The 24,628-nt window shown below is 64.9% G+C and carries 24 protein-coding genes; 11 read left to right on the top strand and 13 right to left on the bottom strand.

All coding sequences use genetic code 11. The features are described from left to right. Nucleotides 1-2: 2 nt before the first annotated feature. A complete protein-coding gene (locus OKW30_RS08330; protein ID WP_184043340.1) occupies nucleotides 3-353 on the bottom strand; it encodes a hypothetical protein in 351 nt (116 codons plus the stop codon). 383 nt (nucleotides 354-736) lie between these two features. On the opposite strand from OKW30_RS08330, the gene OKW30_RS08325 reads away from it, so the two are divergent. Continuing rightward, the gene (locus OKW30_RS08325) at nucleotides 737-1,396 is read left to right on the top strand and encodes a response regulator (protein ID WP_090805227.1); all 660 of its coding nucleotides are present in this window, start codon (nucleotides 737-739) and stop codon (nucleotides 1,394-1,396) included. Continuing rightward, nucleotides 1,393-2,796: an ATP-binding protein gene (locus OKW30_RS08320; protein WP_429346470.1), complete on the top strand. Its 1,404-nt coding sequence runs from the start codon at nucleotides 1,393-1,395 to the stop codon at nucleotides 2,794-2,796. The genes OKW30_RS08325 and OKW30_RS08320 overlap by 4 nt, the downstream gene beginning before the upstream one ends. Before the next feature lie 15 nt (nucleotides 2,797-2,811). Here OKW30_RS08320 and OKW30_RS08315 read toward each other — a convergent pair whose 3' ends face one another. From OKW30_RS08315 to OKW30_RS08295, 5 genes are all read right to left on the bottom strand, one after another. Next, the gene (locus OKW30_RS08315) at nucleotides 2,812-3,873 is read right to left on the bottom strand and encodes a lysylphosphatidylglycerol synthase domain-containing protein (protein ID WP_429346469.1); all 1,062 of its coding nucleotides are present in this window, start codon (nucleotides 3,871-3,873) and stop codon (nucleotides 2,812-2,814) included. A gap of 145 nt (nucleotides 3,874-4,018) precedes the next feature. Further along, nucleotides 4,019-5,179 carry a bacteriohopanetetrol glucosamine biosynthesis glycosyltransferase HpnI gene (gene hpnI, locus OKW30_RS08310; protein ID WP_184065896.1) on the bottom strand — a complete coding sequence of 387 codons (1,161 nt, stop codon included), beginning with the start codon at nucleotides 5,177-5,179 and terminating at the stop codon, nucleotides 4,019-4,021. Beyond that, on the bottom strand, nucleotides 5,176-6,597 hold the full coding sequence (gene hpnJ / locus OKW30_RS08305) for a hopanoid biosynthesis associated radical SAM protein HpnJ (protein WP_184043334.1): 1,422 nt from the start codon (nucleotides 6,595-6,597) through the stop codon (nucleotides 5,176-5,178). The genes hpnI and hpnJ overlap by 4 nt, the downstream gene beginning before the upstream one ends. 381 nt (nucleotides 6,598-6,978) lie before the next feature. Further along, nucleotides 6,979-7,389, bottom strand: coding sequence for a hypothetical protein (locus OKW30_RS08300; RefSeq protein ID WP_184022753.1), 411 nt, complete (start codon nucleotides 7,387-7,389; stop codon nucleotides 6,979-6,981). Between the two features lie 36 nt (nucleotides 7,390-7,425). Beyond that, nucleotides 7,426-7,629 carry a cold-shock protein gene (locus OKW30_RS08295; RefSeq protein WP_007181784.1) on the bottom strand — a complete coding sequence of 68 codons (204 nt, stop codon included), beginning with the start codon at nucleotides 7,627-7,629 and terminating at the stop codon, nucleotides 7,426-7,428. Between the two features lie 293 nt (nucleotides 7,630-7,922). Here OKW30_RS08295 and OKW30_RS08290 point away from each other — a divergent pair, with 293 nt between their 5' ends. Then, the gene (locus OKW30_RS08290) at nucleotides 7,923-9,368 is read left to right on the top strand and encodes an NAD-dependent succinate-semialdehyde dehydrogenase (RefSeq protein ID WP_429346468.1); all 1,446 of its coding nucleotides are present in this window, start codon (nucleotides 7,923-7,925) and stop codon (nucleotides 9,366-9,368) included. A 121-nt stretch (nucleotides 9,369-9,489) separates the two neighbouring features. Continuing rightward, nucleotides 9,490-10,113, top strand: a complete 624-nt coding sequence (locus OKW30_RS08285) for a GNAT family N-acetyltransferase (RefSeq protein WP_429346467.1) — start codon at nucleotides 9,490-9,492, stop codon at nucleotides 10,111-10,113. Nucleotides 10,114-10,144: 31 nt separating this feature from the next. On the opposite strand, the gene kdgT is transcribed toward OKW30_RS08285, so the two are convergent. Beyond that, on the bottom strand, nucleotides 10,145-11,167 hold the full coding sequence (gene kdgT / locus OKW30_RS08280) for a 2-keto-3-deoxygluconate transporter (protein ID WP_429346466.1): 1,023 nt from the start codon (nucleotides 11,165-11,167) through the stop codon (nucleotides 10,145-10,147). Between the two features lie 289 nt (nucleotides 11,168-11,456). Between kdgT and kduI the strand changes: the two genes are divergently transcribed. The 5 genes from kduI to OKW30_RS08255 all read left to right on the top strand — a co-directional run bounded on the left by kduI (nucleotide 11,457) and on the right by OKW30_RS08255 (nucleotide 15,548). Further along, entirely contained in the window at nucleotides 11,457-12,293 is an 837-nt protein-coding gene (gene kduI / locus OKW30_RS08275; protein ID WP_184065907.1) for a 5-dehydro-4-deoxy-D-glucuronate isomerase, read from the top strand. 6 nt (nucleotides 12,294-12,299) lie between these two features. Then, a complete protein-coding gene (gene kduD / locus OKW30_RS08270; protein ID WP_429346465.1) occupies nucleotides 12,300-13,070 on the top strand; it encodes a 2-dehydro-3-deoxy-D-gluconate 5-dehydrogenase KduD in 771 nt (256 codons plus the stop codon). Between the two features lie 99 nt (nucleotides 13,071-13,169). Beyond that, a complete protein-coding gene (gene kdgR / locus OKW30_RS08265; protein ID WP_429346464.1) occupies nucleotides 13,170-14,132 on the top strand; it encodes a DNA-binding transcriptional regulator KdgR in 963 nt (320 codons plus the stop codon). A gap of 690 nt (nucleotides 14,133-14,822) precedes the next feature. Continuing rightward, nucleotides 14,823-15,224, top strand: a complete 402-nt coding sequence (locus OKW30_RS08260; RefSeq protein WP_429346463.1) for a hypothetical protein — start codon at nucleotides 14,823-14,825, stop codon at nucleotides 15,222-15,224. 75 nt (nucleotides 15,225-15,299) lie between these two features. Further along, nucleotides 15,300-15,548, top strand: a complete 249-nt coding sequence (locus tag OKW30_RS08255) for a hypothetical protein (RefSeq protein WP_026225344.1) — start codon at nucleotides 15,300-15,302, stop codon at nucleotides 15,546-15,548. A 45-nt stretch (nucleotides 15,549-15,593) separates the two neighbouring features. Here the strand turns inward: OKW30_RS08255 and OKW30_RS08250 are convergent, their stop codons facing one another. The 4 genes from OKW30_RS08250 to OKW30_RS08235 all read right to left on the bottom strand — a co-directional run bounded on the left by OKW30_RS08250 (nucleotide 15,594) and on the right by OKW30_RS08235 (nucleotide 20,162). Next, a complete protein-coding gene (locus tag OKW30_RS08250) occupies nucleotides 15,594-16,976 on the bottom strand; it encodes an MFS transporter (protein ID WP_429346462.1) in 1,383 nt (460 codons plus the stop codon). Nucleotides 16,977-17,147: 171 nt separating this feature from the next. Further along, complete coding sequence (locus OKW30_RS08245; RefSeq protein WP_018417780.1) at nucleotides 17,148-17,486, bottom strand: NIPSNAP family protein; 339 nt, start codon at nucleotides 17,484-17,486, stop codon at nucleotides 17,148-17,150. Further along, complete coding sequence (locus tag OKW30_RS08240) at nucleotides 17,483-19,270, bottom strand: FAD-dependent oxidoreductase (RefSeq protein ID WP_429346461.1); 1,788 nt, start codon at nucleotides 19,268-19,270, stop codon at nucleotides 17,483-17,485. Before OKW30_RS08240 ends, OKW30_RS08245 begins: the two co-directional genes overlap by 4 nt. 10 nt (nucleotides 19,271-19,280) lie before the next feature. Continuing rightward, complete coding sequence (locus OKW30_RS08235) at nucleotides 19,281-20,162, bottom strand: SDR family NAD(P)-dependent oxidoreductase (protein ID WP_429346460.1); 882 nt, start codon at nucleotides 20,160-20,162, stop codon at nucleotides 19,281-19,283. A gap of 179 nt (nucleotides 20,163-20,341) precedes the next feature. Between OKW30_RS08235 and OKW30_RS08230 the strand changes: the two genes are divergently transcribed. Then, nucleotides 20,342-21,232, top strand: a complete 891-nt coding sequence (locus OKW30_RS08230) for a helix-turn-helix domain-containing protein (RefSeq protein WP_429346459.1) — start codon at nucleotides 20,342-20,344, stop codon at nucleotides 21,230-21,232. Nucleotides 21,233-21,267: 35 nt separating this feature from the next. Here OKW30_RS08230 and OKW30_RS08225 read toward each other — a convergent pair whose 3' ends face one another. Together OKW30_RS08225 and ilvA are read right to left on the bottom strand one after the other, a co-directional pair. Beyond that, the gene (locus OKW30_RS08225; protein WP_429346458.1) at nucleotides 21,268-22,458 is read right to left on the bottom strand and encodes a 4-hydroxybenzoate 3-monooxygenase; all 1,191 of its coding nucleotides are present in this window, start codon (nucleotides 22,456-22,458) and stop codon (nucleotides 21,268-21,270) included. Between the two features lie 238 nt (nucleotides 22,459-22,696). Next, entirely contained in the window at nucleotides 22,697-24,283 is a 1,587-nt protein-coding gene (gene ilvA / locus OKW30_RS08220) for a threonine ammonia-lyase, biosynthetic (RefSeq protein WP_429346457.1), read from the bottom strand. 101 nt (nucleotides 24,284-24,384) lie between these two features. Between ilvA and OKW30_RS08215 the strand changes: the two genes are divergently transcribed. Then, nucleotides 24,385-24,621: a hypothetical protein gene (locus tag OKW30_RS08215; RefSeq protein WP_429346456.1), complete on the top strand. Its 237-nt coding sequence runs from the start codon at nucleotides 24,385-24,387 to the stop codon at nucleotides 24,619-24,621. Nucleotides 24,622-24,628: the final 7 nt, after the last annotated feature.

Raw genomic sequence — 24,628 nt, 5'->3', positions numbered from 1 at the left:
CGTCAGTGCTCGGCCAGCACGAAAGGTTGCCCCGTTAGCCGCAGATGAAGCACGACGAGCCACCGGCGCGGACAATTCGCTGCGATCACGGCGGGCCATGCGCCGCGAGCAGCGCGAGTCGCGCAGTCGCGCCGCACCGCGACCTCGAAGGCGACCTCGGCAAATTCGCGCGCGATCACCACGCCGCCGATGATCAGCGCGAGCGCGAACAGCCTGAACGATGCCGAAGCGAAAAAAGCGTCAGAGACCGGCAGTACCGGCAACGCCATGCACAGCAGCGCTTCGGTGCCCGCGGCCGTCAGAGACGCGACTAGCAGATGGGCTCGTAGCATGTCGATGGTGACTCGCTTCATAACGTGCCTCGTGCGCGGCCTTGCGGCCTGACCGGATGCTGGCAATGGGCGCGACTCGTCGAGATCGTCCGTTGACGCCATCGACCAGCATAAAGAATACCTCGCGCGTCGCTCCATCGAAGTCCTTACGATCAGGTTGCGATGGTCTGACGACAACCTGGTCTCGCACATGCATGACGATCTGCGACGACCATTTTATAGCGCGTCGATGGTATCGATTCAAGCTGAAGGAAACCTTAAGCACGCGCATGGCATGAAGCGGCTAACGAACGGCGTGGTTACACTTCGGAACGCGGCAGATTGTTCGTCTATGTGCATCAATGCCGCTTGCGTCAAAATGCTCGACGTTATGCAATAAAGCCCCACAATGGGATATTTGCCTCATGCGCTTACTCCTCGTAGAAGACGACGAACTCATCGGCTGCGGTGTCGAGGCGGGCCTTCGTCAGGCCGGCTTCACAGTCGACTGGGCACGCGACGGCCACAAGGCCGGCCTCGCGCTCGACACGACTCAATATGCCTTGGTGGTACTCGACCTCGGCCTGCCGCGCGTGAGCGGCACGGAGCTGCTCAAACGCGTGCGCGACGCCGGCAATGACGTGCCGGTGCTGGTGTTGACCGCAAAAGGCACGGTCGTGGATCGCGTCGGCGGACTCGAAGCGGGCGCCGACGACTATCTCGGCAAGCCGTTCGATCTCACCGAACTGGTGGCGCGGTGCCGCGCGCTGTTGCGCCGCGCACAAGGTCGCAGTATCGATCTGATTCGTTACCAGAATCTGACAGTGAATCCGGCCGCGCAAACGGTGCAGATCGACGAGGCGCGCGTGCCGCTCACGTCGCGCGAATGGGCGATCCTGCTGCAACTGCTGACCAATCTCGGCATTCCTCAGTCGCGCTCGCGGCTCGAAGAAAGCCTGTACGGCTGGCAGGAAGAGATCGAAAGCAATGCGATCGAGGTGCACGTGTCGAACCTGCGCAAGAAGCTCGGCGCAAGCCTGATCAAGACCGTGCGCAACATCGGCTATGTGATGGAGAAAGAATGATCGGTCCGTCGATTCGGCGGCGCCTCGTGCTGCTCGTGCTCGCGAGCATCGCGATCGTATGGGGCGGCGCGCTCGTGTCGAGCTACCGGCAAGCCATCCACGAAGTCGCCGCGTGGGAACGAGCGCGTATCGCCGAACTCGCGCAGATGCTCGCGCTGCTCGATTCGACGAATCTGATGACGCTCGCCAATGCGCGCATCGACGTGCGCGAAGAAGAAAGAGGCGGTGAGCCCGGCGCGAGCGATCTCGACGACGACGACACGCTGCCGCGCGACGCCCTCTTCCAGGTGCGCGCGGCCAACGGCGCCATTCTGGCGGGCAGCCCGCAACTGCATGCGCTCGCCGCGTGGGACTTGCCGTTGCCGCCCGCGAGCGGCGCGCAGGACGTCACGTTGGGCGGTCAGCTCTATCACTCGTTCACGTTGCGCGAAACGGCACTCGGTCACAGCGTGCGCGTGTTCGAACCGGCCAACACCCGCAGCGACCTGGTAAGCGGTGTCGCGAGCCGCATCGCGCGGCCCACGCTGATCGCGCTGCCAGTGCTCGCGGTGCTCGTGTGGCTCAGCATCGGCTGGAGTCTCGCGCCGCTGAAGGTGTTGTCGGCCGCGATCCGTTCGCGCGACATCAACCGCATGGAACCGGTCGGCATCGGCCGCACGCCGCTCGAGGTGCGCCCGCTCGTCGACGCGATCAACCAGATGCTGGCGCGTCTGCACCATGCGCGCGAGCACGAGCGCGCCTTCACCGCCGATGCCGCGCACGAACTGAAGACGCCGCTCGCCGCGATCAAGGTACAGGCGCAGGTCGCGCTCGCCGAGCCCGACATCGCGCTGCAGCGGCTCGCGATGGAGCGCGTCGTGCAAGGCGTCGATCGCAGCGCGCGGCTCGCCGAGCAACTGCTGCTGCTCGCGCGGCTCGACGTGCAGGAGAAGCTGCCCACCGAGCCGCTGAGGCCGGCGGCGATCGCGAAAGATACGCTGCTCGCGAACAGGCGCAACGCGCAACAGAAGCACATCAATGTGATGCTGGTCGGCGACATGCTCGCCGAGATCGACGCGGAGGCCGTGCTGATCGGCATCCTGCTCGACAATCTGCTCGATAACGCGATCAAGTACGGACGCTCGGGCGGCAATGTCGAAGTGGCGGTGCGCCATGCCGACGAGCAGGTGCAGCTGATCGTGCGCGACGACGGCCCCGGCGTCGCGCCGGACGATCTCGCGCGGCTCACGAACCGCTTTTTCCGCGCGACCGGCAATCAGGCGACCGGCAGCGGGCTCGGTTTGTCGATCGTTGCGCGGATCGCCGAGCATTTCGGCGCGAGTCTGCAGCTAGGCGCCGGGATCGGGGACCGGGGGCTTGCGGTGCGGGTGTCGTTTCCGGCCTATCGCGCGACGCGCTGAAGGCGCGCCAATCGCTCAGCGCCGCTCGCCGCCCCGGTTCGCGTCAGCGACGCCCGAACGCTGCTTGGCCAGTTCGGCGCGCACGCCGTGCGGTGCGGCATGCGGCCGCGCGCTGCCGGACGCCTCGAACAGCTGCCACGCGATCAGGCCCGGCACGAATATCAGCAGATCGCGAATTCGCCGCGCGGCCGCGAGCGCGAGACAGATGGCGGGGTCGAGCCCCAGTGCGCCGCCAATCAGTACGAAAGCGCCCTCCTGCACGCCGAGACCGCCCGGCACGAAGAACGCGGCGCTGCTGACCGCCTGGATCAGCGATTCGATTACGATCGCCTCGACGAGCGTCACGCGCGCGCCGAGGAAATACAGCGCGAGCCAGATTTCGAGCGAGGTCAGCACGCATTGCAGCGGCTGCCAGAAGAACAGATAGCGCAGCACGACCGCGCGGCGGCGCCAGATCACCTTGATGGACTGATCGATCTGAGCGGACTGGCCGACCAGCGCGGTTAGCTTGCCGCTCGTCACGCGGTTCGCCACGCGCGTGATGCGCTCGAACGGATTGGCATGCTGGACGAGCCCGAACAGCAACAGCACCGGCGTCAACGCGACCACGCCCCACGCGAGCTGCCCGGCGAGCCGCAGCGCGCCCGATTGCGCATTGGCGAACAGAAAACCAATCCCGACCATCGTGAACATCAGCTGGCTGATCACGGTCAGCTGCATGTCGACGATGGTGCTGGCCACCGCTGTCGACGGCCTGACGCCCCAGCGCTTGAACATACGGAACGACACGAGTTCGCCGCCGATCCGCGCGACCGGCAGCATGCAGTTGACCGATTCGCGCACCCACACCAGATGCAGCATCCTGCCGAAGCTGGGGCGGTTCGCGCCGCGAATCAGCGAGCGCCAGTCGCACGCGTTGGCGATCATTGGCAGCACATGCGCGAGCGCGGCCACCACGAGGCCCGCGCCAGCCGCGCGCAACGCGCTGAGCACCGCGCGCGGATCTTCGCGCCAGACGAGCCACAAAGAGATCAGCAAACCCGCGAGCGCAGCCGCGCGGCCCAGATGCTTCATCATGCGGGCACCTCGCACACGACCTCGGTATACGTGATGCGCCGCACGCCGCGTGTCGCCGGGGCGCTGCCATGCGTCTCCAGGGCGCTCCCGTTTCGCCCGCTCGAAACCTCTTCGTTCATTGCCAGCCCAATCTGCCGTTCGTTCGTCATTCGTCCTGCGCCGCCGACAGCAGCCCGTCGCCGTCGACCTTGAAGCTGAAGCCCCGCCAGATCACCCGCGACGAGCGGAAGCTCGCGACGAAAATCGCAAACGATACGATATCCCATAACGGCAGAAGCCACAGATCGCGGCAGCGCTGACGCAACGCCCGATCCGCGCGCCACTTCAACGCGAGACGCGCGACCAGCGTCACTGCCGCGAGCAGCCACGCCCACGGCGCGCCGCCCGAGCACGCGAGCGCGAGCAGCGCGAACGGCAACGGATGCACGAGCGCCGTGCCGAAGTGTCCGAGCGGATCGATGCGGCGAATCGTGCGGCTCCAGCGCAGTTCGTGCGTCACGAGTTGTGCGGCGCTCGCTTCGACACACGCATGCGCGATTGCGAACGGCGGAATCGTGACCTGCTCGCCCGCCGCGCGCACCGCCGCGCCGATCTCGTAGTCCTCGGCCAGATGCTGCACGAACGGCTTGAAGCCGCCGATCCGCTCGTAGGTGTCGCGCCGCATCGCGATGGTCTGGCCGAAGCACGGCCGCGCGAGCCCGAGCGCGAGTCCGGTGACGACGCCCGGCAGGAACTGGTAGTTGGTTGCGATCGCCGACAGCCGCGGCCAGAAACCCGGATCGGGCTGGCCGCGATATGCGCAGGTGACGAGCCCGACGCCCGGCTGCTGCAATTCGCCGATCACGTTGCGCAGATAGTCCGGGCCGACGCACACGTCGCTGTCGGCGAACACGAGCACGTCGTGGCGCGCCTGCGGCACCATGTTGAGGATATTGCTGATCTTGCGATTCGGGCCGTACAGACGCGCATCGGCGACTACGGTGATGTCCGCCTGAGGATGGAGACGCCGCAGTTCGTTGACGGTTTGCAGCGCGGGGTCGGCGCAGTCATGCACGCCGAACAGGAATTGCACGGGCCCGGGATAATTTTGCGCGCAGAAGCTCGACAGATTGTCGAGCAACGCCCACTCGTTGCCATGCAACGGTTTGATCACCGTAATGGGTGGAAAGCTGGAGGGTTCGGCTACATCCCTCGCGAAGAAGCGCCCGATCAGCGCGCTCGCGAGCACGGTGTAGCCGATGCCGACAACGGTCGCCGCCGCGCACGCGTACGCGAGCGTGACGGCGGCGAGGTGTGCGGCGCTCACGCCTCGTGCGCGCGCAGGAAGCGGAAAAATTCGACGCCTTCGCGCAGGCGCCGTTTCATCATGTCCCAGCTCGTCAGCATTTCGCGCAGGATCTCCCAGATCTTCGACGGCCGGAAATAAAAGCGTTTATAGAAGTTTTCGAGCTGATGGTACATCTCGTCTCGCGACAGATGCGGGTAGCCGATCGCCGCCAGCTGCACGCCTTCCTTGCTGACGAGATTGATCACCTTGTTCTCCGCGAGCCAGCCGTTCTCGACCGCCTGGTTATAGAGCGTAGTGCCCGGGTACGGCGCGGCGAGCGACACCTGGATCGTCAGCGGATTGATCTCTTTCGCGTACTCGATGGTCTTCTGGATCGTTTCCGGCGTCTCGCCCGGCAAGCCGAGAATGAAGGTGCCGTGCACCTTGATGCCCAGCGTGCGGCAGTCCTGGGCGAAGCGCCGCGCGATGTCGGTACGCAAGCCCTTCTTGACGTTCAGCAGGATCTGGTCGTCGCCGGATTCGTAGCCGACCAGCAGCAGGCGCAAGCCGTTTTCCCTCATGATCTTCAGCGTCGAGTAAGGCACGTTCGCCTTCGCGTTGCACGACCATGTGACGCCCAGCTTGCCCATGCCTCGCGCGATTTCTTCGGCGCGCGGTTTGAAGTCGGTGAACGTGTCGTCGTCGAACATGATCTCCTTGACTTCGGGCATGTTGTCGCGAATCCACTTGACTTCCTCGAGCACGTTCTCGACCGAACGCACCCGATAGCGATGGCCGCCGACCGTTTGCGGCCACAGGCAGAACGTGCACTTCGAGCGGCAGCCGCGGCCAGTGTAGAGCGACACGTACGGATGCTTCAGGTAGCCGTTGAAGTAATTCTTGATGGTCAGATCGCGCTTGTAGATCGGCGCGACGAACGGCAGCTCGTCCATGTTCTCGAGGATCGGGCGCGCTTCGTTGTGCTCGATCGAGCCGTCGGGGGTGCGATAGCTCAAGCCGAGGATCTGCGCGAACGGCTTGCCTTCGGCGATTTCCTTGCAGGTGAAATCGAATTCCTCGCGACACACGAAGTCGATGGCCTCGGTCGCGGTCAGCGAATTGTGCGGATCGACCGCGACCTTCGCGCCGACCATGCCGATCAGCAGCGACGGCTTGCGCTTCCTGAGGTCCTGGGCGAACAACGCGTCGGTCGGGAAGGATGGCGTGCTGGTGTGGATCACCACCAGCTCGTATTGCGAGGCGATGTCGAGGGCGGCGTCGACGGACAGGCCGTCTGCCGTGGCGTCGAGCACGCGGCTGTCGGGAACCAGTGCCGCGGGTTGGGCGAGCCACGTCGGATACCAGAACGAGCGAACTTCACGCTTGGCCTGATAGCGCGAACCCGCACCACCATCGAAGCCGTCGTACGACGGCGCCTGCAAGAACAGAGTTTTCATGGATGCTCCAGCAAGCCTTTATAGGCGCTTTCGGTTTTCAGTCGGGAATCTATTCTGTTCCATTGCCCGAATGCAGGTCGAGAAAGCCTGGGCTCGACCTGCACGTAGCGGTGGCCGCGGTCCGGAAAGGCCACGGGCAGTGGCGCAAATAGTACGGAGCAAAGCTGAAGGAAACCTGAAGAATAATACTGCGTTCAGACCGCGCGCGGCATGCTCCGATGGGGCGATTTGTGTAATCGACGCGCTCGTGCAATCGTGTCGCATCGATGTCGTATCGGTGTGGTAAATGGATAGGTTGTCGCGTGGCGTGCGGGCGAGCCCCGCCGGCGCCGCCGATTCACACCACCTTCACGGGCGCGAACGCTCGGCCCGACGCGTCGCTCATCGCGCGAGATGCCTCGCCCATTCGAGCCAGCCGAGATTGAGGGCCGCGTTTACCACTACACCGAGCGCCGACGCGAGCGCGGCGATCATGGTCCAGAAGGCCGAGCGCCGCGCCGCGCGCGCCGACGTGTGGGCGGCGGCCGCAGCGTCGCGCGACGCGCTCGCCGCCGCCTGCGCGATATGCGACGACGCCTCCATGCGCGCGAGCGACCTCAGCGCGAAACCGCGCTCGTCGTCGTGCGTGGCGGCGGCCGCCTCACGCGCCGCGTCGTCGCGCTGCGTCTGCTCGAACAGATAGCGATGACAGAACGGCGTCAGCGGTTCGTCGGGATAGCGCGCGGCGAAGGTTTTCGCATAGGCGGCGCCGCCATTGCGCTCGATCTCCGCGTAGGCGGCGTCCTTATCCATGGTTGCCTCGCATGCGGATGAGCCGCCCGGCCGGCGTCACACGGGCTTGATGTCGGCCGCCTGTTTGCCTTTCGGCCCCTGCTTGATTTCGAAGCTGACTTTCTGGTTTTCCTGCAACGACTTGAATCCTTCGGATCGAATCTCCGAAAAATGGGCGAACAGATCTTCGCCGCCGTCATCTGGAGTGATGAAGCCGAAGCCCTTTGCGTCGTTGAACCATTTCACTGTTCCGGTTGGCATGGCGATGTCCTCGTGATGCGCTGTAGTAGCGGTTGAATGGATGAAGCGCTGCGTCCTGCAAGCGTTTCGTGCAGCGCTGACGCGGCGCCCCGGCACGACCCGCAAAATCGCTCCGGTGCCACGCCTGAGCAAGCCGCATGCCGCGCCCGGGCGCCTGCGGGCCGCGCCCGGTGCGATTGCCCGCAATCAGATAAGATAAATGGTATCCGCAATTCGTCCATGGCCGCGCAGGAGTGTCGCCTCGTGCCGCACGTCCGCGCGGCCAGTTGTTTTCCCACTCACAGGAACCCAGCATGGCCATCTCGAGCTATACCGATACCCGTCTTCTGATCAACGGCGAATGGTGCGACGCCGCCAGCGGCAAGACCCTCGACGTGATCAACCCCGCGACCGGCCAGGCCATCGGCAAGGTCGCGCATGCCGGCATCGCCGATCTGGACCGCGCGCTCGAAGCCGCGCAGCGCGGCTTCGAAGCCTGGCGCAAGGTGCCGGCCAACGAGCGCGCAACCGTCATGCGCCGTGCCGCCGCCCTCGTGCGTGAGCGCGCCGCGGACATCGGCCGCCTGATGACGCAGGAACAGGGCAAGCCGTTCGCCGAGGCGCGCGGCGAAGTGCTGGCGGCCGCGGACATCATCGAATGGTTCGCGGACGAAGGCCGCCGCGTGTATGGCCGCATCGTGCCGTCGCGCAACCTTGCCGCGCAGTCGCAGGTGCTGAAGGAGCCGATCGGCCCGGTCGCGGCGTTCACGCCGTGGAACTTCCCGGTCAACCAGGTCGTGCGCAAGCTGTCGGCGGCGCTCGCCTGCGGCTGCTCGATCCTCGTCAAGGCGCCGGAAGAAACCCCGGCGTCGCCGGCGGCGCTGCTGCAAGCCTTCGTCGAGGCCGGCGTGCCGGCCGGCACGGTCGGCCTCGTGTTCGGCGATCCGGCTGAAATCTCGAGCTACCTGATCCCGCATCCGGTGATCCGCAAGGTCACGTTCACGGGCTCGACGCCGGTCGGCAAGCAGCTCGCGGCGCTGGCCGGCTCGCACATGAAGCGCGCGACGATGGAGCTCGGCGGCCACGCGCCGGTGATCGTCGCGCAAGACGCCGACGTCGCGCTCGCCGTCAAGGCAGCCGGCGCCGCGAAGTTCCGCAACGCGGGCCAGGTCTGCATCTCGCCGACGCGTTTTCTCGTGCACAACAGCCTCCGCGAAGAGTTCGCCGCGGCGCTCGTCAAGCACGCTGAAAGCCTGAAGCTGGGCGACGGTCTCGCCGAAGGCACGACGCTAGGGCCGCTCGCCAACGCGCGCCGTCTGACGGCGATGGCCAAGGTCGTCGACGACGCCCGCAAGACCGGCGCGAAGGTCGCGACGGGCGGCGAGCGCGTCGGTACCGAAGGCAACTTCTTCGCGGCCACCGTGCTGACCGACGTGCCGCTCGACGCCGACGTGTTCAACAACGAGCCGTTCGGCCCGGTCGCCGCGATCCGCGGCTTCGACAAGCTCGAAGAAGCGATCGCCGAAGCGAACCGTCTGCCGTTCGGCCTCGCCGGCTACGCGTATACGAAGTCGTTCGCCAACGTGCACCTGCTGTCGCAGCGCATGGAAGTCGGCATGCTGTGGATCAACCAGCCTGCCACGCCGACGCCGGAAATGCCGTTCGGCGGCGTCAAGGATTCCGGCTACGGCTCGGAAGGCGGCCCGGAGGCGATGGAAGCCTACCTCGTGACCAAGGCGGTCACGGTGATGTCGGTTTAATCACGCCAATCACGCGCTTCGGGAACGGCGCCGCGGTTTTGCCGCTCGCATCGTTCCCGAGCGCGGCTCAACCGATCTGCCAGGTCCACGAGTCTTCTGCTCGCGGACCTTTTTTATTGCCATGAACGATATTTCCGCCGAATCGATGCAGCCCACGCTGAGCGGCTCGTTCGTCGAGCTGCGGCCGCTGCGCGAGGAGCACGCGCAGGCCCTCGTCGACGCCGCCGCCGCCGACGGGCAACTGTGGGACATGAAGCTGACCGTCGTGCCGGGCCCGGCGACGATCGACGCCTCTATCGCCACCGCGCTCGCCGGCCGTGCGGCCGGCAAGGTGATGCCGTTCACGATCGTGCGGCGCGACAAGGACGAAAAGAATGGGGGCGCTGGCCGGATCGTCGGCAGCACGCGGTTCTGGAAGATCGATCGCGCGAACCGCAAGTTCGAAATCGGCCATACGTGGCTCGCCGCCTCGGCGCAGCGCTCGGTCGTGAACACCGAGGCGAAATATCTGCTGCTGTGCCACGCGTTCGACGTGATGCGCTGCGTGCGCGTGCAGTTCACGACCGACGAGCTCAACGACAAATCGCGCGCGGCGATCCTGCGCATCGGCGCGCAACAGGAAGGCATCGTGCGGCACAAGCGCATCATGCCCGATGGGCGCAAGCGCAACTCGGTGCGTTTTAGCATCATCGACGACGAATGGCCGGCGGTGAAAGCGATGCTCGAAGCGAAGCTGGCGCGCTGAGCGGCGCGCCGGCTTCCTGCTACCGACTCATTCAAACATGCGCATCGCGCTGCTCATTGAGCGGCGCCGCCTGCGTCGCGGTGGCGAACTCCTCGCGCAGCGCGTCGCGCGCATGATGCCGGCGCACCCACAGCGCCGTGAGGATCGGCACCAGAATCGCGGTCACGAGGCAAGCGGTGGCGACCATCGCGGTCGCGGCCGGCACCAGCGGTTTGAAGCTCGGAATCATGTCGGCGATGATCGCCGGATTCGCGACCGCGGCCCCTGCCGTCGACGACGCCGCCAGACCCGCCGCGCCATTGCCGCCGGCAATCCAGCGATCGGCGAGAATCAGCGGCACGCCAGTCACGACGATCACGCCAAGCCCCAGCACGATGCCCGGCAGGCCGCTCGTGACGATCACGTTCAGATCGATGCCGTTGCCGAGCGCAAAGCCGAAAAACGGAATCAGCGGATGCACGCAGCGGCCGAACAACTCGCGCAGCTCGCTATCGAAGTTGCCGAGCGCAAACCCGATCAGGAACGGCAGCACCGCGCCGACGAACAGGCGCGGCTCGAAGAACGCGACCCCCGTCGCACCCAGAATGATCATGCTGATCAGCGGCCCCGATTCGACCGACATCAGCACGAACGCGCCCGCCTCTTCCTTCGTGCCGTACTGTTGCATCACGGCCGCGTACAGCCCGCCGTTGGTCATGTCCATCGACGTGGTGATCGCGAGCATCGACAGTCCCGCGAACAGCCCGGTCTTGATGCCATCGATCGGAATGAAGCGCGCCGCGATCAGCGTGACGATCCACGCGACCAGCATCTTGGTAGCGAGCAGCGTGCCCGACTTGCGCAGCACGGTGCCGGTCGCGCGCAGGTCGATCGTCGCGCCCATGCAGAAGAACCATACCGCGAGGATCGGCACGGTGCCGGTAATCAGGCCGTTGGTGAACGAGCCGAAGTATTTGCCCGCGCCCGGCGCGAACGTATGCACACAGGCGCCGAGCAGCAACGGCACCAGCATCAGACCGCCAGGAATGCGGTCGATGGCCTTCTTGATCTTCATGCCTCCTCCATGGACGGTGACGTCCCGTTGACGGGCTAATGACCCGCGTTGGTGTCCCGTTCTACGCCGGGCTCTCCCTGTCCGGCGCAATATAGCATCATGAAAGGAACGCCGTTCCGTTTTATTTTTTAAACCTGACTATCGTTTACCCGGTCGTTCGCGCTATGCGTTGCCAGCCGCGATCACCCGTCGCAATATTTTCGGACCAGTGTTCCGAAACCACGATTCTGCGTTACAGTCTCGGGCACATGGCGGCGCCGCGCCCCGCATACCGACAGGAGAACGATCAATGGACGTGAGACAGGCCATCAACAGCGAATACGCGAAGACGCTCGACACCACCGGGCTGCGTCGCGAGTTTCTGGTGGAGCAGATCTTCGAGCGCGATGCGTTGAAGCTCACGTATAGCCATATCGACCGGATCATCGTCGGTGGCGTGTGGCCGGTCGAGCGCGCGGTCGAAGTGCCGGGCTCGCTCGGCAAGGCGATCGGCGTCGACTATCTGCTCGAGCGGCGTGAACTCGGCGCGATCAACATCGGCGGCGACGGCTGGGTCGACGTCGACGGCACGCGCCACACGGTGCGCCGCGAAGAGGCGATCTATATCGGCAAGGGCGCGCAAGCGGTCGGGTTCGGCAGCGCCGACGCCACCCGGCCGGCGAAGTTCTATCTGAACTGCGCGCCCGCGCACACCAGCTATCCGACCCGCACGATCTCGCTCGACCACGCCTCGCCCGAAACCCTCGGCGATCCGGCCACGAGCAACCGCCGCACCATCTACAAGTTCATCGTGCCCGACGTGCTGCCGACCTGCCAGCTGTCGATGGGCATGACGAAGCTCGAACCGGGCAGCCTGTGGAACACGATGCCCTGCCACACGCATGAGCGCCGCATGGAAGTGTATTTCTACTTCGACGTCGCCGACGACGCCGCCGTCTTCCACATGATGGGCGAGCCGCACGAAACCCGGCATATCGTCGTGCGCAACGAGCAGGCGGTGATCTCGCCGAGCTGGTCGATCCATTCGGGCGTCGGCACGCGCGCGTACACATTCATCTGGGGCATGGTCGGCGAGAACCAGGTGTTCGGTGACATGGACCATCTCGCGGTCCGCGAGCTGCGCTGAGCGAACATGAGTCCGAACACATTGAATACTTTCGATCTGACCGGCAAGGTCGCCATCGTGACCGGCAGCAACACCGGCCTCGGCGCCGGCATGGCCGTCGCGCTCGCCGCGGCCGGCTGCGACATCGTCGGCGTCAGTCGCGCGGACGCGGGCGCGACCGCCGCGCGCGTCGAGGCGCTCGGACGCCGCTTCGCCGACGTGCGCGCCGATCTCGCGTCGACCGTTTCGGTCGACGACATCGTGCGCGCCGCGCTCGAAGCGTTCGGCCGCATCGACGTGCTCGTCAATAACGCAGGCATCATCCGTCGCGAAGACGCGCTCGAGTTTGGCGAAGACGACTGGGACGCGGTCATGGAAGTGAATCTCAAGAGCCTGTTCTTCCTGTCGCAGGCCGCGGCGCGTCAGTTCGTGCGCCAGCAAAGCGGCGGCAAGATCATCAACGTCGCGTCGATGCTGTCGTTCCAGGGCGGCATCCGCGTCGCGTCGTACACCGCGTCGAAAAGCGGCGTGCTCGGTCTGACGCGACTGCTCGCGAACGAATGGGCCGCGCGACGCATCAACGTGAACGCGATCGCGCCCGGCTACATGGCGACCGCGAACACCGCGGCGTTGCGCGACGACGCGCAGCGCAACGAGGAGATACTCGGCCGCATTCCGGCCGGCCGCTGGGGCGTGCCCGACGATCTCGCGGGGCCGGTGGTTTTTCTCGCCTCGTCGGCGTCGGACTACGTGCATGGGCATACACTGGCGGTGGATGGCGGCTGGCTCGCGCGCTAGGGACGGCACAAGCTCGCCACGAGTGCGCGCGACGCGCTATGCTCTGGCGCCGGCGAGCATCGGCTCGATGCGGCAGCGGCGAGTTGGCACAGACAGGGAATGACGAACATGGCGGCAACGGGAACACACAGGAATACTGCGAGGAACACTGCGAGGAACACTGCGAGGAACACTGCGCGCGACAAGACGCTCGACAAGACGCTCGATAAGACCCGCGGCAAAGCCCGCAAGGAACCCGCCGGCGCAGCGTCGCTCGATGCGGACAGCGGTGAGCGCGGCGAATCGGCGTCGTCGATCGGGCGCGTGTTCGCGATTCTCGGCGCGATCGGCGACACCGGACAGATCGGCATCAGCGAGCTGTCGCAACGGCTCGGCATGTCGAAGACGACCGTGCATCGTGTGATTCAAACACTGAAGGCGCTCGGCTACGTGAGCCAGGAAGTCGAAACCGAACGCTATCGGCTGACCATCCGTCTGTTCGAGCTCGGCGCGAAAGCGCTCGAAAGCGTCGATCTGGTGCGCGAGGCCGACATCGAGATGCGCCGCATCGGCCAGATGACACGCGAAGCGGTACACCTGGGCGCGCTCGACGACGACGCCATCATCTACATCCACAAGATCGACGCCGACTACGGGCTGCGCATGCAGTCGCGGATCGGCCGACGCAATCCGCTGCATAGCACGGCGATCGGCAAGGTCCTGCTCGCATGGATGGACCCGGCCGACGCGCGTGACGTGCTCTCGCACATCGAATTTCGCAAGTCGACGCAAAAAACCCTGACCTGCGCCGAAGCGGTGTTGAGCATCCTGCCGCGCGTACGCGAGCAGGGCTACGGCGAGGACAACGAGGAGCAGGAAGAAGGCCTGCAATGCATCGCGGTGCCCGTGTTCGACCGCTTCGGCCGTGTGATCGCCGGTCTGTCGATTTCGTTTCCGACGATGCGCTGCGGTGCCGACACGAAGCAGCATTACGTCGCGTTGCTCAAAGAGGCCGGTCTCGCGATTTCGACGCGGCTCGGCTATCGCGAAGCGACCGCCCCGGAGCCCGCGGCCGCGCAGTAGGTTGCGCGCGCGATGCGTTTTTACCTATCCCACCGAAGCTTAAGACAAGCTGATGACGCTACAGGTGTAGCGTCTTTCCATCACGCTCGCCCGAGCTCACTACCGAACTTCTTACCCAGTCTGCAACCGAATGTATCTGCGCCGCATACACATGCCGAAAATCGATGCGCTTCTTTTTTCAGCAATCGAGGCGCGGAACCTTCGCTTCGAATCCATGCTTCGTCTGCCTTTGAAGGCGTTTTTTTTCATAGACCCTTCAAGGGTTTGCCCGCGCGCTTGACAGTCGCCCGGCATTTCGACCCGTAACCCGCGGCGCCTTCCCTCCTCGTTCATCGCACTCGCATCGACGTTTCGGCGCGAGCTCGGATCGACACGTCCTGTTACACACAAACACACCGGTAATCGCGCCGCTCAGTAGAGTTCGGTTCAAACGAAAGCGCATCAGATGAAATGCTTCGCACGACAGGCACTCGCATCACAGATTTCAGGGAGCAACATCATGAAAAAAATCCTCGCATTGGTCATTCTTGCCGCCACGCTCGGTGGCGCGTTGAGCGGCTGCATCGTCGTCCCTGACGATCATCCGCATCATGACCACTACTACGAACGTTATTGACGGGCCATCACGCGCAGTAGGTGCGCGTCCGGCTCGCCACTCCATCACAGACATCCACACAACAGAGAACAATCATGAGTCTTTCACGCAGCCGCTGGGTATCGTTGACCGTCGTCGCGGGTCTCGCGATCGGCGCATCATCGGCCGCTTTCGCGCACGTCGATGTCGGCGTGAACATCGGCGTGCCGGGCATCGCGGTCGCGCCCGCCGTGGTCGAGGCTCCGCCGCCCGTCTATGTGCAGCCCGCGCCCGTCTATGCGCCTGCGCCGCCTCCCGCGGTCATAGTCGCTCCGGGCTGGTACGGCGAACGCTACTACGATGGTCATCGCTATTGGGAGCGTCGCCAGTGGGAGCGGCGCGAGTGGCAACGTCGCCACGGCGAATGGCGCGATGCACGCGGCCCGCACGGCGACTGGCACGACAACGGCTGGCACGGTCATGGTCATGGTCATGACGATCGCGGGCATGACCATTGATAGACGGCAGGTGGCGTCCATCGCGCCACCGTGTCGCGCTTGCATTCGCGCCACCCCTTTGACAGGAGCGACGACGTGCTACGCAATGATCCGAGACGAGTAACCGCGCAGGTCGACGGTGCGCACATTTGCGCCGAATACAGCGAGCTGACCGGCCAGCTGTGCCTGCGCCAGGACGGCACGCTGGTGCGCGAATGGTTTCCACCGCATTCGTGGATGGCGATCGCGTCGGTGGCCGGCGCGCGCCACTGGGGCACGCGGCCAACCGACGACGAATTGCTCGCGCTGCTGCACAACGAAATGGCGTTGCTGCGCGCGTCCTGAGCGGTCGCGCGTTGTTCGAGCGTAGCGGCACGCCCGACGCTGCGCTCATTCGATCGCTATGGCGCCGACGTTTTCATCGACCGATGCGTGATCGAGCGGCTCGCGCCGCATCATCAATACCACCCCGCCCGCCGCGATCACGGCCGGCACCGCGAGCAGGCTGAACACGGCGCCGAAGTGCCAGCCGAGCCCCATCAACGCCGCACCGATGAGCGCGCCCGCCACGCCGCCGACGCGGCCGATTCCCAGCATCCACGCCACGCCCGTCGCGCGCGCCCGGGTCGGGTAGAAGCTCGCCGCGAGCGCCGACATCGACGTGACCGCGCTGGTCGCGACCGTGCCGGTCAGGAAGATCAGCGTCCCGAGCCAGATCTGATGGCCGACGCCCCGCCCGACCAGCAACACGAGCGCGCCGACGAGGACATAGGTGAACGCGATCACGCGATGCCCGGCGAAGCGATCCATCACCCAGCCGACGCACAGATTGCCGAGGATGCCCCCGAGCGGAAACAGCGACGTCATCAACGCGGCCTTTTCACCGGAGAAGCCGGTGTCCTTGAACAGCGTCGGCAGCCAGTTGGTCAGCAGATAGTAAATCAGTAGCCCCATGAAATAGGCGAGCCACAGCATCAGCGTGCCGAAGCGGTAGCGCGCCGACAGAATGATCGCGAGCGCCCATTGCGAACGTGCGTCGCCGGTATTGCGGCGCACGTCGACCGCGAAAAAACGGCATCCGTCGAAGCGATCGTGGGGCGCGATGCGTTGCAGGATTCGCGCGATCCGTTGATCGGCGCGCTTACGCACCGCGAGAAATTGCGCCGATTCCGGCAGAAACAGTATCAGCATCACGCTCAGCACGAGCGGACCGGCGCCGCCGGCGACCAGCACGCTCGGCCAGCCGAAATGCGGAATCAGCCATGCGGATGCGAGACCGCCGATCGCGAGACCGCCTGAAAAGCCGCAGAACATCGCATTGACGGCGACCGCGCGAATCCGCGCGGGTGCGTACTCGGCCATCAGCGTGACCGCGTTGGGCATCGCCGCGCCGAGACCGAGGCCGGTGAAAAAGCGCAGCAAGGTCAGCGATTCGATCGAGCTCGCGCGGGCCGCCGCGAGACTCCACAGCCCGAAGAAGAACACCGACAGCACTAGCACCGTCTTGCGTCCGATGCGGTCCGCGCAGGGGCCGGCCGCGAGCGCGCCGATGCCGAGTCCCACCAGCGCCGCGCTCATCACCGGGCCGAGCGCGCTGCGCGCGATGCCCCACTGCTGCACGAGCGACGGCGCGATGAAGCCGACCGCGGCGGTGTCGAAACCGTCGGCGGCGACGACCAGAAAGCACAGCACCAGAATCGTCCATTGAAACGGCGAGAAGCGCTGTCCGTCGATAAAGGCCTGCACGTCTACACTGCGTTCGGAGCGGCTCATGTGCGTGCTCCTTTCAGCTGGTTCATTGCGATGTCTCCTTGAGATGAAGAGGTGTTTTCTTATTGTTCGAATTGCTGTTCAACACGCGGACGCCGCGACGGTGGTCGCGACCGTGCTTGCGAGCGTCGCGCTGTCCGTTCGTTCATGCCTGTCTCCTCCTCGAACGGGCGGCTAGCGCAGCATCGTCAGCGTCCTGAAGTCGACTCGCCTGATGATGCGGCTTTCCTGCGCGACGATCAGATGCGCAGACGCCTGCAGATACGCGGGCCACTCCGGATCGGCATCGCGCGCGGTGCGGCGCTGATCGTAGTCGCCGATGCTCTCGTAGCCCCACAGATGCACGACCTGGTTCAGCGCGCCGATATCGCTCATGTAAAAGCCGACTGGCGCGCCCAGATACTTGAGCTGAATCGGCATCGCGAGCCGGTCGAAAACGTCGATGAACTCCGCCATGCCGCGCGGACGGATCGTGTAGATGCGATGATCGACGAAAGGTTTGCCCTGGCTCATGTGCCGGTCCTTAATACGGTTTCGGCTGCGCGGGGGGCCGCGTTGCTTGCGCTCTTCGCGCTGTTTGCGCTTGTCACACTCGCGCCCGCGAGATGACGGCCGGTGATATAGCCGAACGTCATGATCGGCCCGAGCGTGATACCCGCGCCCGGATAGTTGCCGCCCATCACGCTCGCGCGATCGTTGCCGACCGCGTACAGGCCGGCGATCGGTGCGCCTTTCACGTCGAGCACTTCGCCGGTGATGTTCGTCGAGATGCCGTCGAAGGTGCCGAGATCGCCCATCACGACCTTCAGCGCGTAGTACGGACCGTCGCCGATCGGCGCGACGCACGGGTTCGGCTGGTGCTCCGGGTCCCCCAGATAGCGATTGAACGACGTCGTACCGCGGCCGAATTCGCGATCCTCGCCACGCACCGCGTCGGCGTTGTAGCGCTTCACGGTCGCCTCGAGCGCCGTGCCGTCGAGACCCGCGTTGCGCGCGAGTTCCGCGAGCGTGCGGCCCTTGCTCAGATAGCCGTTGCGCAGCAGCGGGCCGAGCGGCACGGGCGCCGGCTTCGCATAACCGAGCCCGTATTTGCGGATCGTCGCGTGATCGCAGATCAGCCACATCGCGGTTTCGCGTTCGTTCGCGCAGGCCTCGATCATCGCGGCACCCACGTCGTGATACGAATTCGCTTCGTTGGTGAAGCGCTTGCCCGCGCGCGTCACGCCGATCACGCCAGGCTTGTAGCGATCCACCAGATGCGGAAACACGCCGACGCTGCCGTCGCTCATCGGCACGCGCGACACCGGCATCCATGCGGCGGGCTGCGGAAAACGGATCGCCACCCGCGCACCGAGACGTTCGGCCATGCCGACGCCGTCGCCCGTATTGCCGCGCGGCACCGGCGACAGGTGTTCGCCGCCGCGCCGCAGATGCGGATACGCACGGGCGATCCGCGCGACGTCATGCGAGAAGCCGCCGCACGCGAGCACCACGCCGCGTCGCGCGACGATGCGCATCTCGCCTTGCGGTCCGGCGACGAGCGCGCCGGTCACGCCGCCGTTCTCCACGGTCAGCTCGCGAGCGGCCGTGTTCGTATGGATCGGAATGCCGAGATCGAGCGCGGACTTCGCGAGCCGCGCGGCGAGCGCGTTACCGCTCGTGATCTGCACGCCGCGCCGGTACAGCGCAAGATCCTTCAGATGGCTCGCGAGGCGCTTCGCGACGTACAGCGCGGAGGTGAGCGAACGCGTCGCATTGAAGAAGTGCTTCAGGTCCGCGTTCGACGAGTTGAACATCATGCCGATGAACGTGATCGTCTTCAGCGGCGGGCGCAATCGCGAGATGTCCTCGCCCAGCGCGCGCGCATCGAACGGCGCGGCGACGACCGAGCGGCCAATGTCGACACCACCGCCCACGTTCGGGTGATAGTCGGGATACAGCGTCGGCACGAATTTGACGGTCGTTTCGCGCTCGAAGAAGTCGAGCATCTCAGGGCCCGTGTCGAGAAACGCGTCGACTGCGGCGGCATCGAAGCACGCGCCGGTTTCGCTGCGCAAATAGGTCAGCGCCGCTTCGCGCGTATCGCTGACGCCGTTGCTCTTTGCGTGACGGTTGCCCGGAATCCACAGCACACCGCCTGAAAACGCGGTCGTGCCGCCGAAGAACGGCTCCTTCTCGATCACGACGACATCGAGACCGTGTTTGCGCGCGGTGATCGCGGTCGACAGCCCTCCCGCACCCGAACCGATCACGAGCACGTCGCACGTGAGTGTCGCGCCGCATGTTGCGTTGGTCATGATGGTCTCCTTACGCGCGGACCTGGCGGTCGGCCTGGGTGGCTTGCGCGGCCTGGGTGGCTTCGAAGCCGGGACGCGGCACGAGGTCCATCAGCATGCTTTCGAAGCCGCCATCGACGACGACTTCGGCGCCGTTCACATAGGCCGCGCGTTCGCTCGCGAGAAACGCGACGACATCGGCGATATCGTTCGGCTCGCCGATCCGGCGGCTCGCCGTCATCGCGCTGCGCCGGCGTTCGATATCGCCGTGCTCGTAGAACGCCGCCGACAGCGGCGTGCGGATCATGCCCGGGCACACGGTATTGCTGCGAATACCGCGTGGTCCCCACTCCGCCGCGATCTGCTTCGACAGCATCGTGACGCCGGCCTTGCCCGCGCTGTAAGCGCCGCTATAGGTCTGCGGATGATGCGCGGCCACCGACGCGACATGCACGATCGCGCCAGCGCCGCGCTTCAGCATGCGTTGACCGAATTGCTGCGAGCACAGCATGTAGCCGGTCAGATTCACGCGCAGCATCGCATTCCATGCATCGAGGCCAATCTCTTCGATGCCCCCCGGCCGCAACAGGCCCGCGTTGTTCACGAGCACATCGGCGACGCCGAGGCGCGCTTCGAGCTCCGACACCGCGCCGCGCACGCTATCGATGTCGCCGATATCGCAGGCGAGCGCCAGCGCTTCGACACCGCTCGCGTTCAGCGCTTGCGCGACGTCACGGCACTTCTGCTCATCGCGATCGAGCAGCGCCACGCGTGCGCCAGCGTCGCCCAACACCTGAGCAATCGCGCTGCCGATGCCGCCCGCCGCGCCGCTCACGACGCAGACGCTGCCTTCGAGCCCGAGCCAGTGTCGCGCGTTGGCGGGTGTGTCGCGCCGATCTTTCCGTTGATTCATTTGCTTAGTCCTCCCGATCTCCATGTTCACGATCGCGGCGAGCTTAGGTTGGCCGGCTTCACCAAACTGCATCATTCGACCGCGTCTTCGATGGAAAAAAGTATAGCCACGCGGTTCGGGACGAAATTGGACAAAGGCAGCGCATCGCAGGACAATTCGAACATTGGAGACAAAACCGCATGAGGAATATCCCTAACTACGATCTGTACGGAGAGTCCGCGCGGCCGCCGTGGTACGACGCGTTCAATTTCGAATGGATCGTCGAGCGCAGTCGTCCGAACGACTGGCATATCGCCGCGCACCGGCACGATGCATTGCTGCAGATTCTCTATATCCGCAGCGGTTCGGGCCACGTGCTGATCGAAAGCGAAAAGCTCACGATCGAAGCGCCATGCCTGATCCTGATTCCAGCGCAAACGGTGCATGGTTTCGTGTTTTCGCCGGAGATCGACGGGCTCGTGATTACGGCCGCGCAGCGCGCGCTGGAGTCGATTTCTAAAGCGGTGTCGCCGGGCCTCGTGCCGGTGCTGCAACGGCCCGCGCTGATTCCCGTGCGGCCCTCGGTCGGCGAGCGCACGTTGATGCCCTTGTTCGGTTTGCTGGAGCAGGAATTTCGCGGCAGCGCGCGCGGCCATATCGCCGCGGGCATGTCGCTGATGATTGCACTTTTTGTGCAGGTCGCCCGGCTGACCGATGCCGCCTCGAGCGCGGGCGCGACCGTCAATGACCGGCGCGCCGCGCAGATCAAACGGCTACGCGAACTGATCGCCACGCATGTGCGCGAGCATCTGCCAATCGATTTTTATGCGGAAAAATTGGGGGTGACCGCGGCGCAACTGGGGCGCATCTGTCGTGAGGAGCTTGGCCATTCGCCGCTGTCGCTCGTCAACGATCAGTTGATACGCGAGGCGCAGCGCGATCTGGTCTACTCGGGTTCGAGCATCAAACAGATCGCGCATGCGCTCGGTTTCGAAGATGCGGCCTATTTCAGCCGCTATTTCCGCAAGCGGACCGGCGTCACGCCCAAGGAGTTTCAGGCGGCCGCGCATCGGGATCTGTCGATCAATTAGCGATCCCGATGATCGCGCGGTGCTTGCAGTAGCGCTTATAGCTGCGCCTGCATCTGCGCGCCGGCGACGCCGACGTAGTTCTCCGCCAGTACTGTCGCGGCCGTGCGCGACGTCGTCACGTACTCGAGCTCGGCGACCTGCAGTTGCTGCTCGAACGCCGAAGCGCCTTCGATACGATGCAGCATGCTGGTCATCCAGTACGAGAAGTGCTCGGCGCGCCAGATGCGCTTGAGCGCGGTTTCGCTGTAACGGTCGAGCAGATCGGCGCGGTTTTCCTTGTAGAACGCGTCGAGCGCCTTGCTGAGCACGTTCACGTCGGCGACCGCGAGGTTCATGCCCTTCGCGCCAGTCGGCGGCACGATATGCGCGGCGTCGCCAGCGAGGAAAAGGCGGCCATATTGCATCGTCGTCGACACGAAGCTGCGCATGCCGACGATGTTCTTCTGAAAGATCTTGCCGTCGATGATCTTGTGGCCTTCGTCCGAATCAGCGCGCGCATGCAGCTCGGCCCAGATGCGATCGTCGGACCAGTTGTCGACCGAGTCCTTAGGATCGCACTGGAAATACATGCGCTGCACGTTCGGCGAGCGCGTGCTGATCAGCGCGAAGCCGCGCTGGTGGCGCGCGTAGATCAGCTCGTCCGACGACGGCGGGCCTTCGCACAGAATGCCGAACCAGCCAAACGGATAGACGCGCTCGAAATCCTTGCGCAGCGTCTGCGGGATCGCCTGGCGCGACACGCCTTGCGAGCCGTCGCAGCCGATCACGAAGTCGCATTGCAGTTCGTGCTCCGCGCCTTCGTGGCGATAGCGGATCGACGGCTTATCGGTATCGATGCCGTGCACCGACGTCTCCGATACGCCGAAACGCAGTTCGGCGCCCGCGGCGACGCGCGCCGCGACTAGATCCTTGATGACTTCGTGCTGGGCATAAACCGTGATCGCATGACCGGTGAGGCCGGTCAGATCGATGCGGCGACGCTTGCCTTCGAACGCGAGTTCGAAACCGTGATGCAGCGCGCCTTCGGCTTTCATGCGTTCGCCGAGACCGGTTTGCGTCAGCAGGTCCATCGTGCCCTGCTCGAGCACGCCGGCGCGAATCGTCGATTCGATCTGATCGCGCGTGCGCGTTTCGAGCACGACCGAGTCGATACCGCGCAAATGAAGCAGATGGGAAAGAAGCAGGCCAGCGGGCCCTGCACCGATGATGCCGACTTGGGTGCGCATGTATGTCTCCTGAATGCGGTGATGAAATTTGCGCTCAGTGTGACGATCGCGACGCCTATCCCGCAATGCGATATGGCGGATAGGCCGTATCGCGTTGCGCGATAGAAGGTGTAAGGCGGGAGCCAGCGCCGCGCTGCTGTTTCGGCCGCAAACGCAAGACTGGTGGGATTTTCCGGCGATTTGGACGACACGCGGCTCGTGCTGCGGCATGGCGTGCCCTCAGGTAAACCCCAATCCGCTAAACGAGCTTCAACTCGCCAAGAAACAGTCGATAGACGGGATTTTTCGTCTCTTCCCAGCACGGATAGCCGAGCGTTTCGATGAAGCGCTCGAACGCCGCGTGGTCGCTCCCGGGCACCTGAATGCCGACCAGAATCGAGCTGTAGTCCGCGCCCTGGTTGCGGTAGTGGAACAGGCTGATGTTCCAGTTCGGCGCCATCGACGACAGGAATTTCATCAGCGCGCCCGGACGTTCCGGAAACTCGAAGCGAAACAGTCGTTCGTCGCGTGCGAGCGGCGAGCGGCCGCCGACCATGTAGCGGATGTGCTGCTTCGACAGTTCGTCGAAGGTCAGGTCGACGGTGGCAAAACCGTGCGCTTCGAAGGCGCCGGCGATCTGCGCCGATTCGCTGCGATTGCGGATCTGCACGCCGACGAAAATATGCGCCGAGTTCGCGTCGGCGATCCGGTAGTTGAACTCGGTGACGCTGCGCGTGCCGAGCAGCTCGCAGAAGCGCTTGAAGCTGCCGCGCTCTTCGGGGATCGTCACCGCGAAGACCGCTTCGCGCGCTTCGCCCACTTCCGCGCGTTCGGCGACGAAGCGCATGCGGTCGAAGTTCATGTTCGCGCCCGACGTGATCGCGATCAGCGTCTGGTTCTCGATGCCTTCCCGTTCGGCATACTGCTTGGCGCCGGCCACCGCGAGCGAGCCCGCCGGTTCGAGCACGCTGCGCGTGTCCTGGAACACGTCCTTGATCGCGGCGCACAGCGCATCGGTGTTCACGAGCAGCACTTCGTCGAGATATTCGCGGCACAGACGGAAGGTTTCTTCGCCGACGAGCTTCACCGCGGTGCCGTCGGAGAACAGGCCCACTTCGTTCAGCGTCACGCGCTCGCCCGCCTTCAACGACGCGGCCATCGCGCACGAATCGTCGGTCTGCACGCCGATCACCTTGATCTCGGGGCGCACCGATTTCACGTATGCAGCGACACCGGCCGCGAGACCGCCGCCGCCGATCGGCACGAAGATCGCGTGAATCGGCCCCTGGTGCTGGCTGAGGATTTCCATCGCGACGGTGCCCTGGCCGGCGATCACGTAGGGGTCATCAAACGGATGCACGAAGGTCAGGCCGCGCTCTTCCCGCAGCTTGACCGCGTGACCATAGGCGTCGCTATACGACTCACCGAACTGCACGATCTCGACGGTCGGCCCGCCATGCGTGCGGATCGCGTCGACCTTGAGCTGCGGCGTCGTCACCGGCACGACGATGATCGCCTTCACGCCCATGCGTGCCGCCGATAACGCCACGCCCTGCGCATGATTGCCCGCCGACGCGGTGATCACGCCGCGACTGAGCGCCTCGGCCGGAATATGCGCCATCTTGTTGTATGCGCCGCGCAGCTTGAACGAGAACACCGGCTGGTTGTCCTCGCGCTTCAGATAGACCGGGTTGCGCAGCCGCGCCGACAGGTTCGGCGCGCGTTCGAGTTCGGTCTCGCGCGCCACGTCGTAGACGCGCGCGGTCAGGGTCTTTTTCAGGTAGTCGTGAGACGGCGCGACGCGCCCGGCCGCTGCGGCGGCCTGTTCGAGTTCGTTTAACAGCACGGCAAGCTCCTGGGTGGCAACATTCGATGCAACAACGCATCAACGGCGATCGACATCGAACGATAGCAATCGCGGCATGTTCGCCAGGAGGCAGGCAGAGAATGAACCTGAAAGCGGACATAAAAAAACCCGCCTCGTTTGGCAGGTTATGTGTGACTGCAAATCGACGCGCGCTAACCCACCATTCGATGAATGATGCTGATAATCAGCGCAATACGGATGTCGAGGCAGTTCATGTCGGCGATCTTCGTCGACTCGGCAAGCTTTGTCAATCTCCGCGCAGTGCGGCAGTGCCACACAAGAAAAACGGGGCGGCACCGGCAAGCGCGCCCCGCTGAGACGACC

This window comes from Paraburkholderia sp. Clong3, from assembly GCF_050436485.1.
Taxonomy (GTDB): Bacteria; Pseudomonadota; Gammaproteobacteria; order Burkholderiales; family Burkholderiaceae; genus Paraburkholderia; species Paraburkholderia tuberum.
This window is presented reverse-complemented; position numbering and strand designations above follow the sequence as displayed.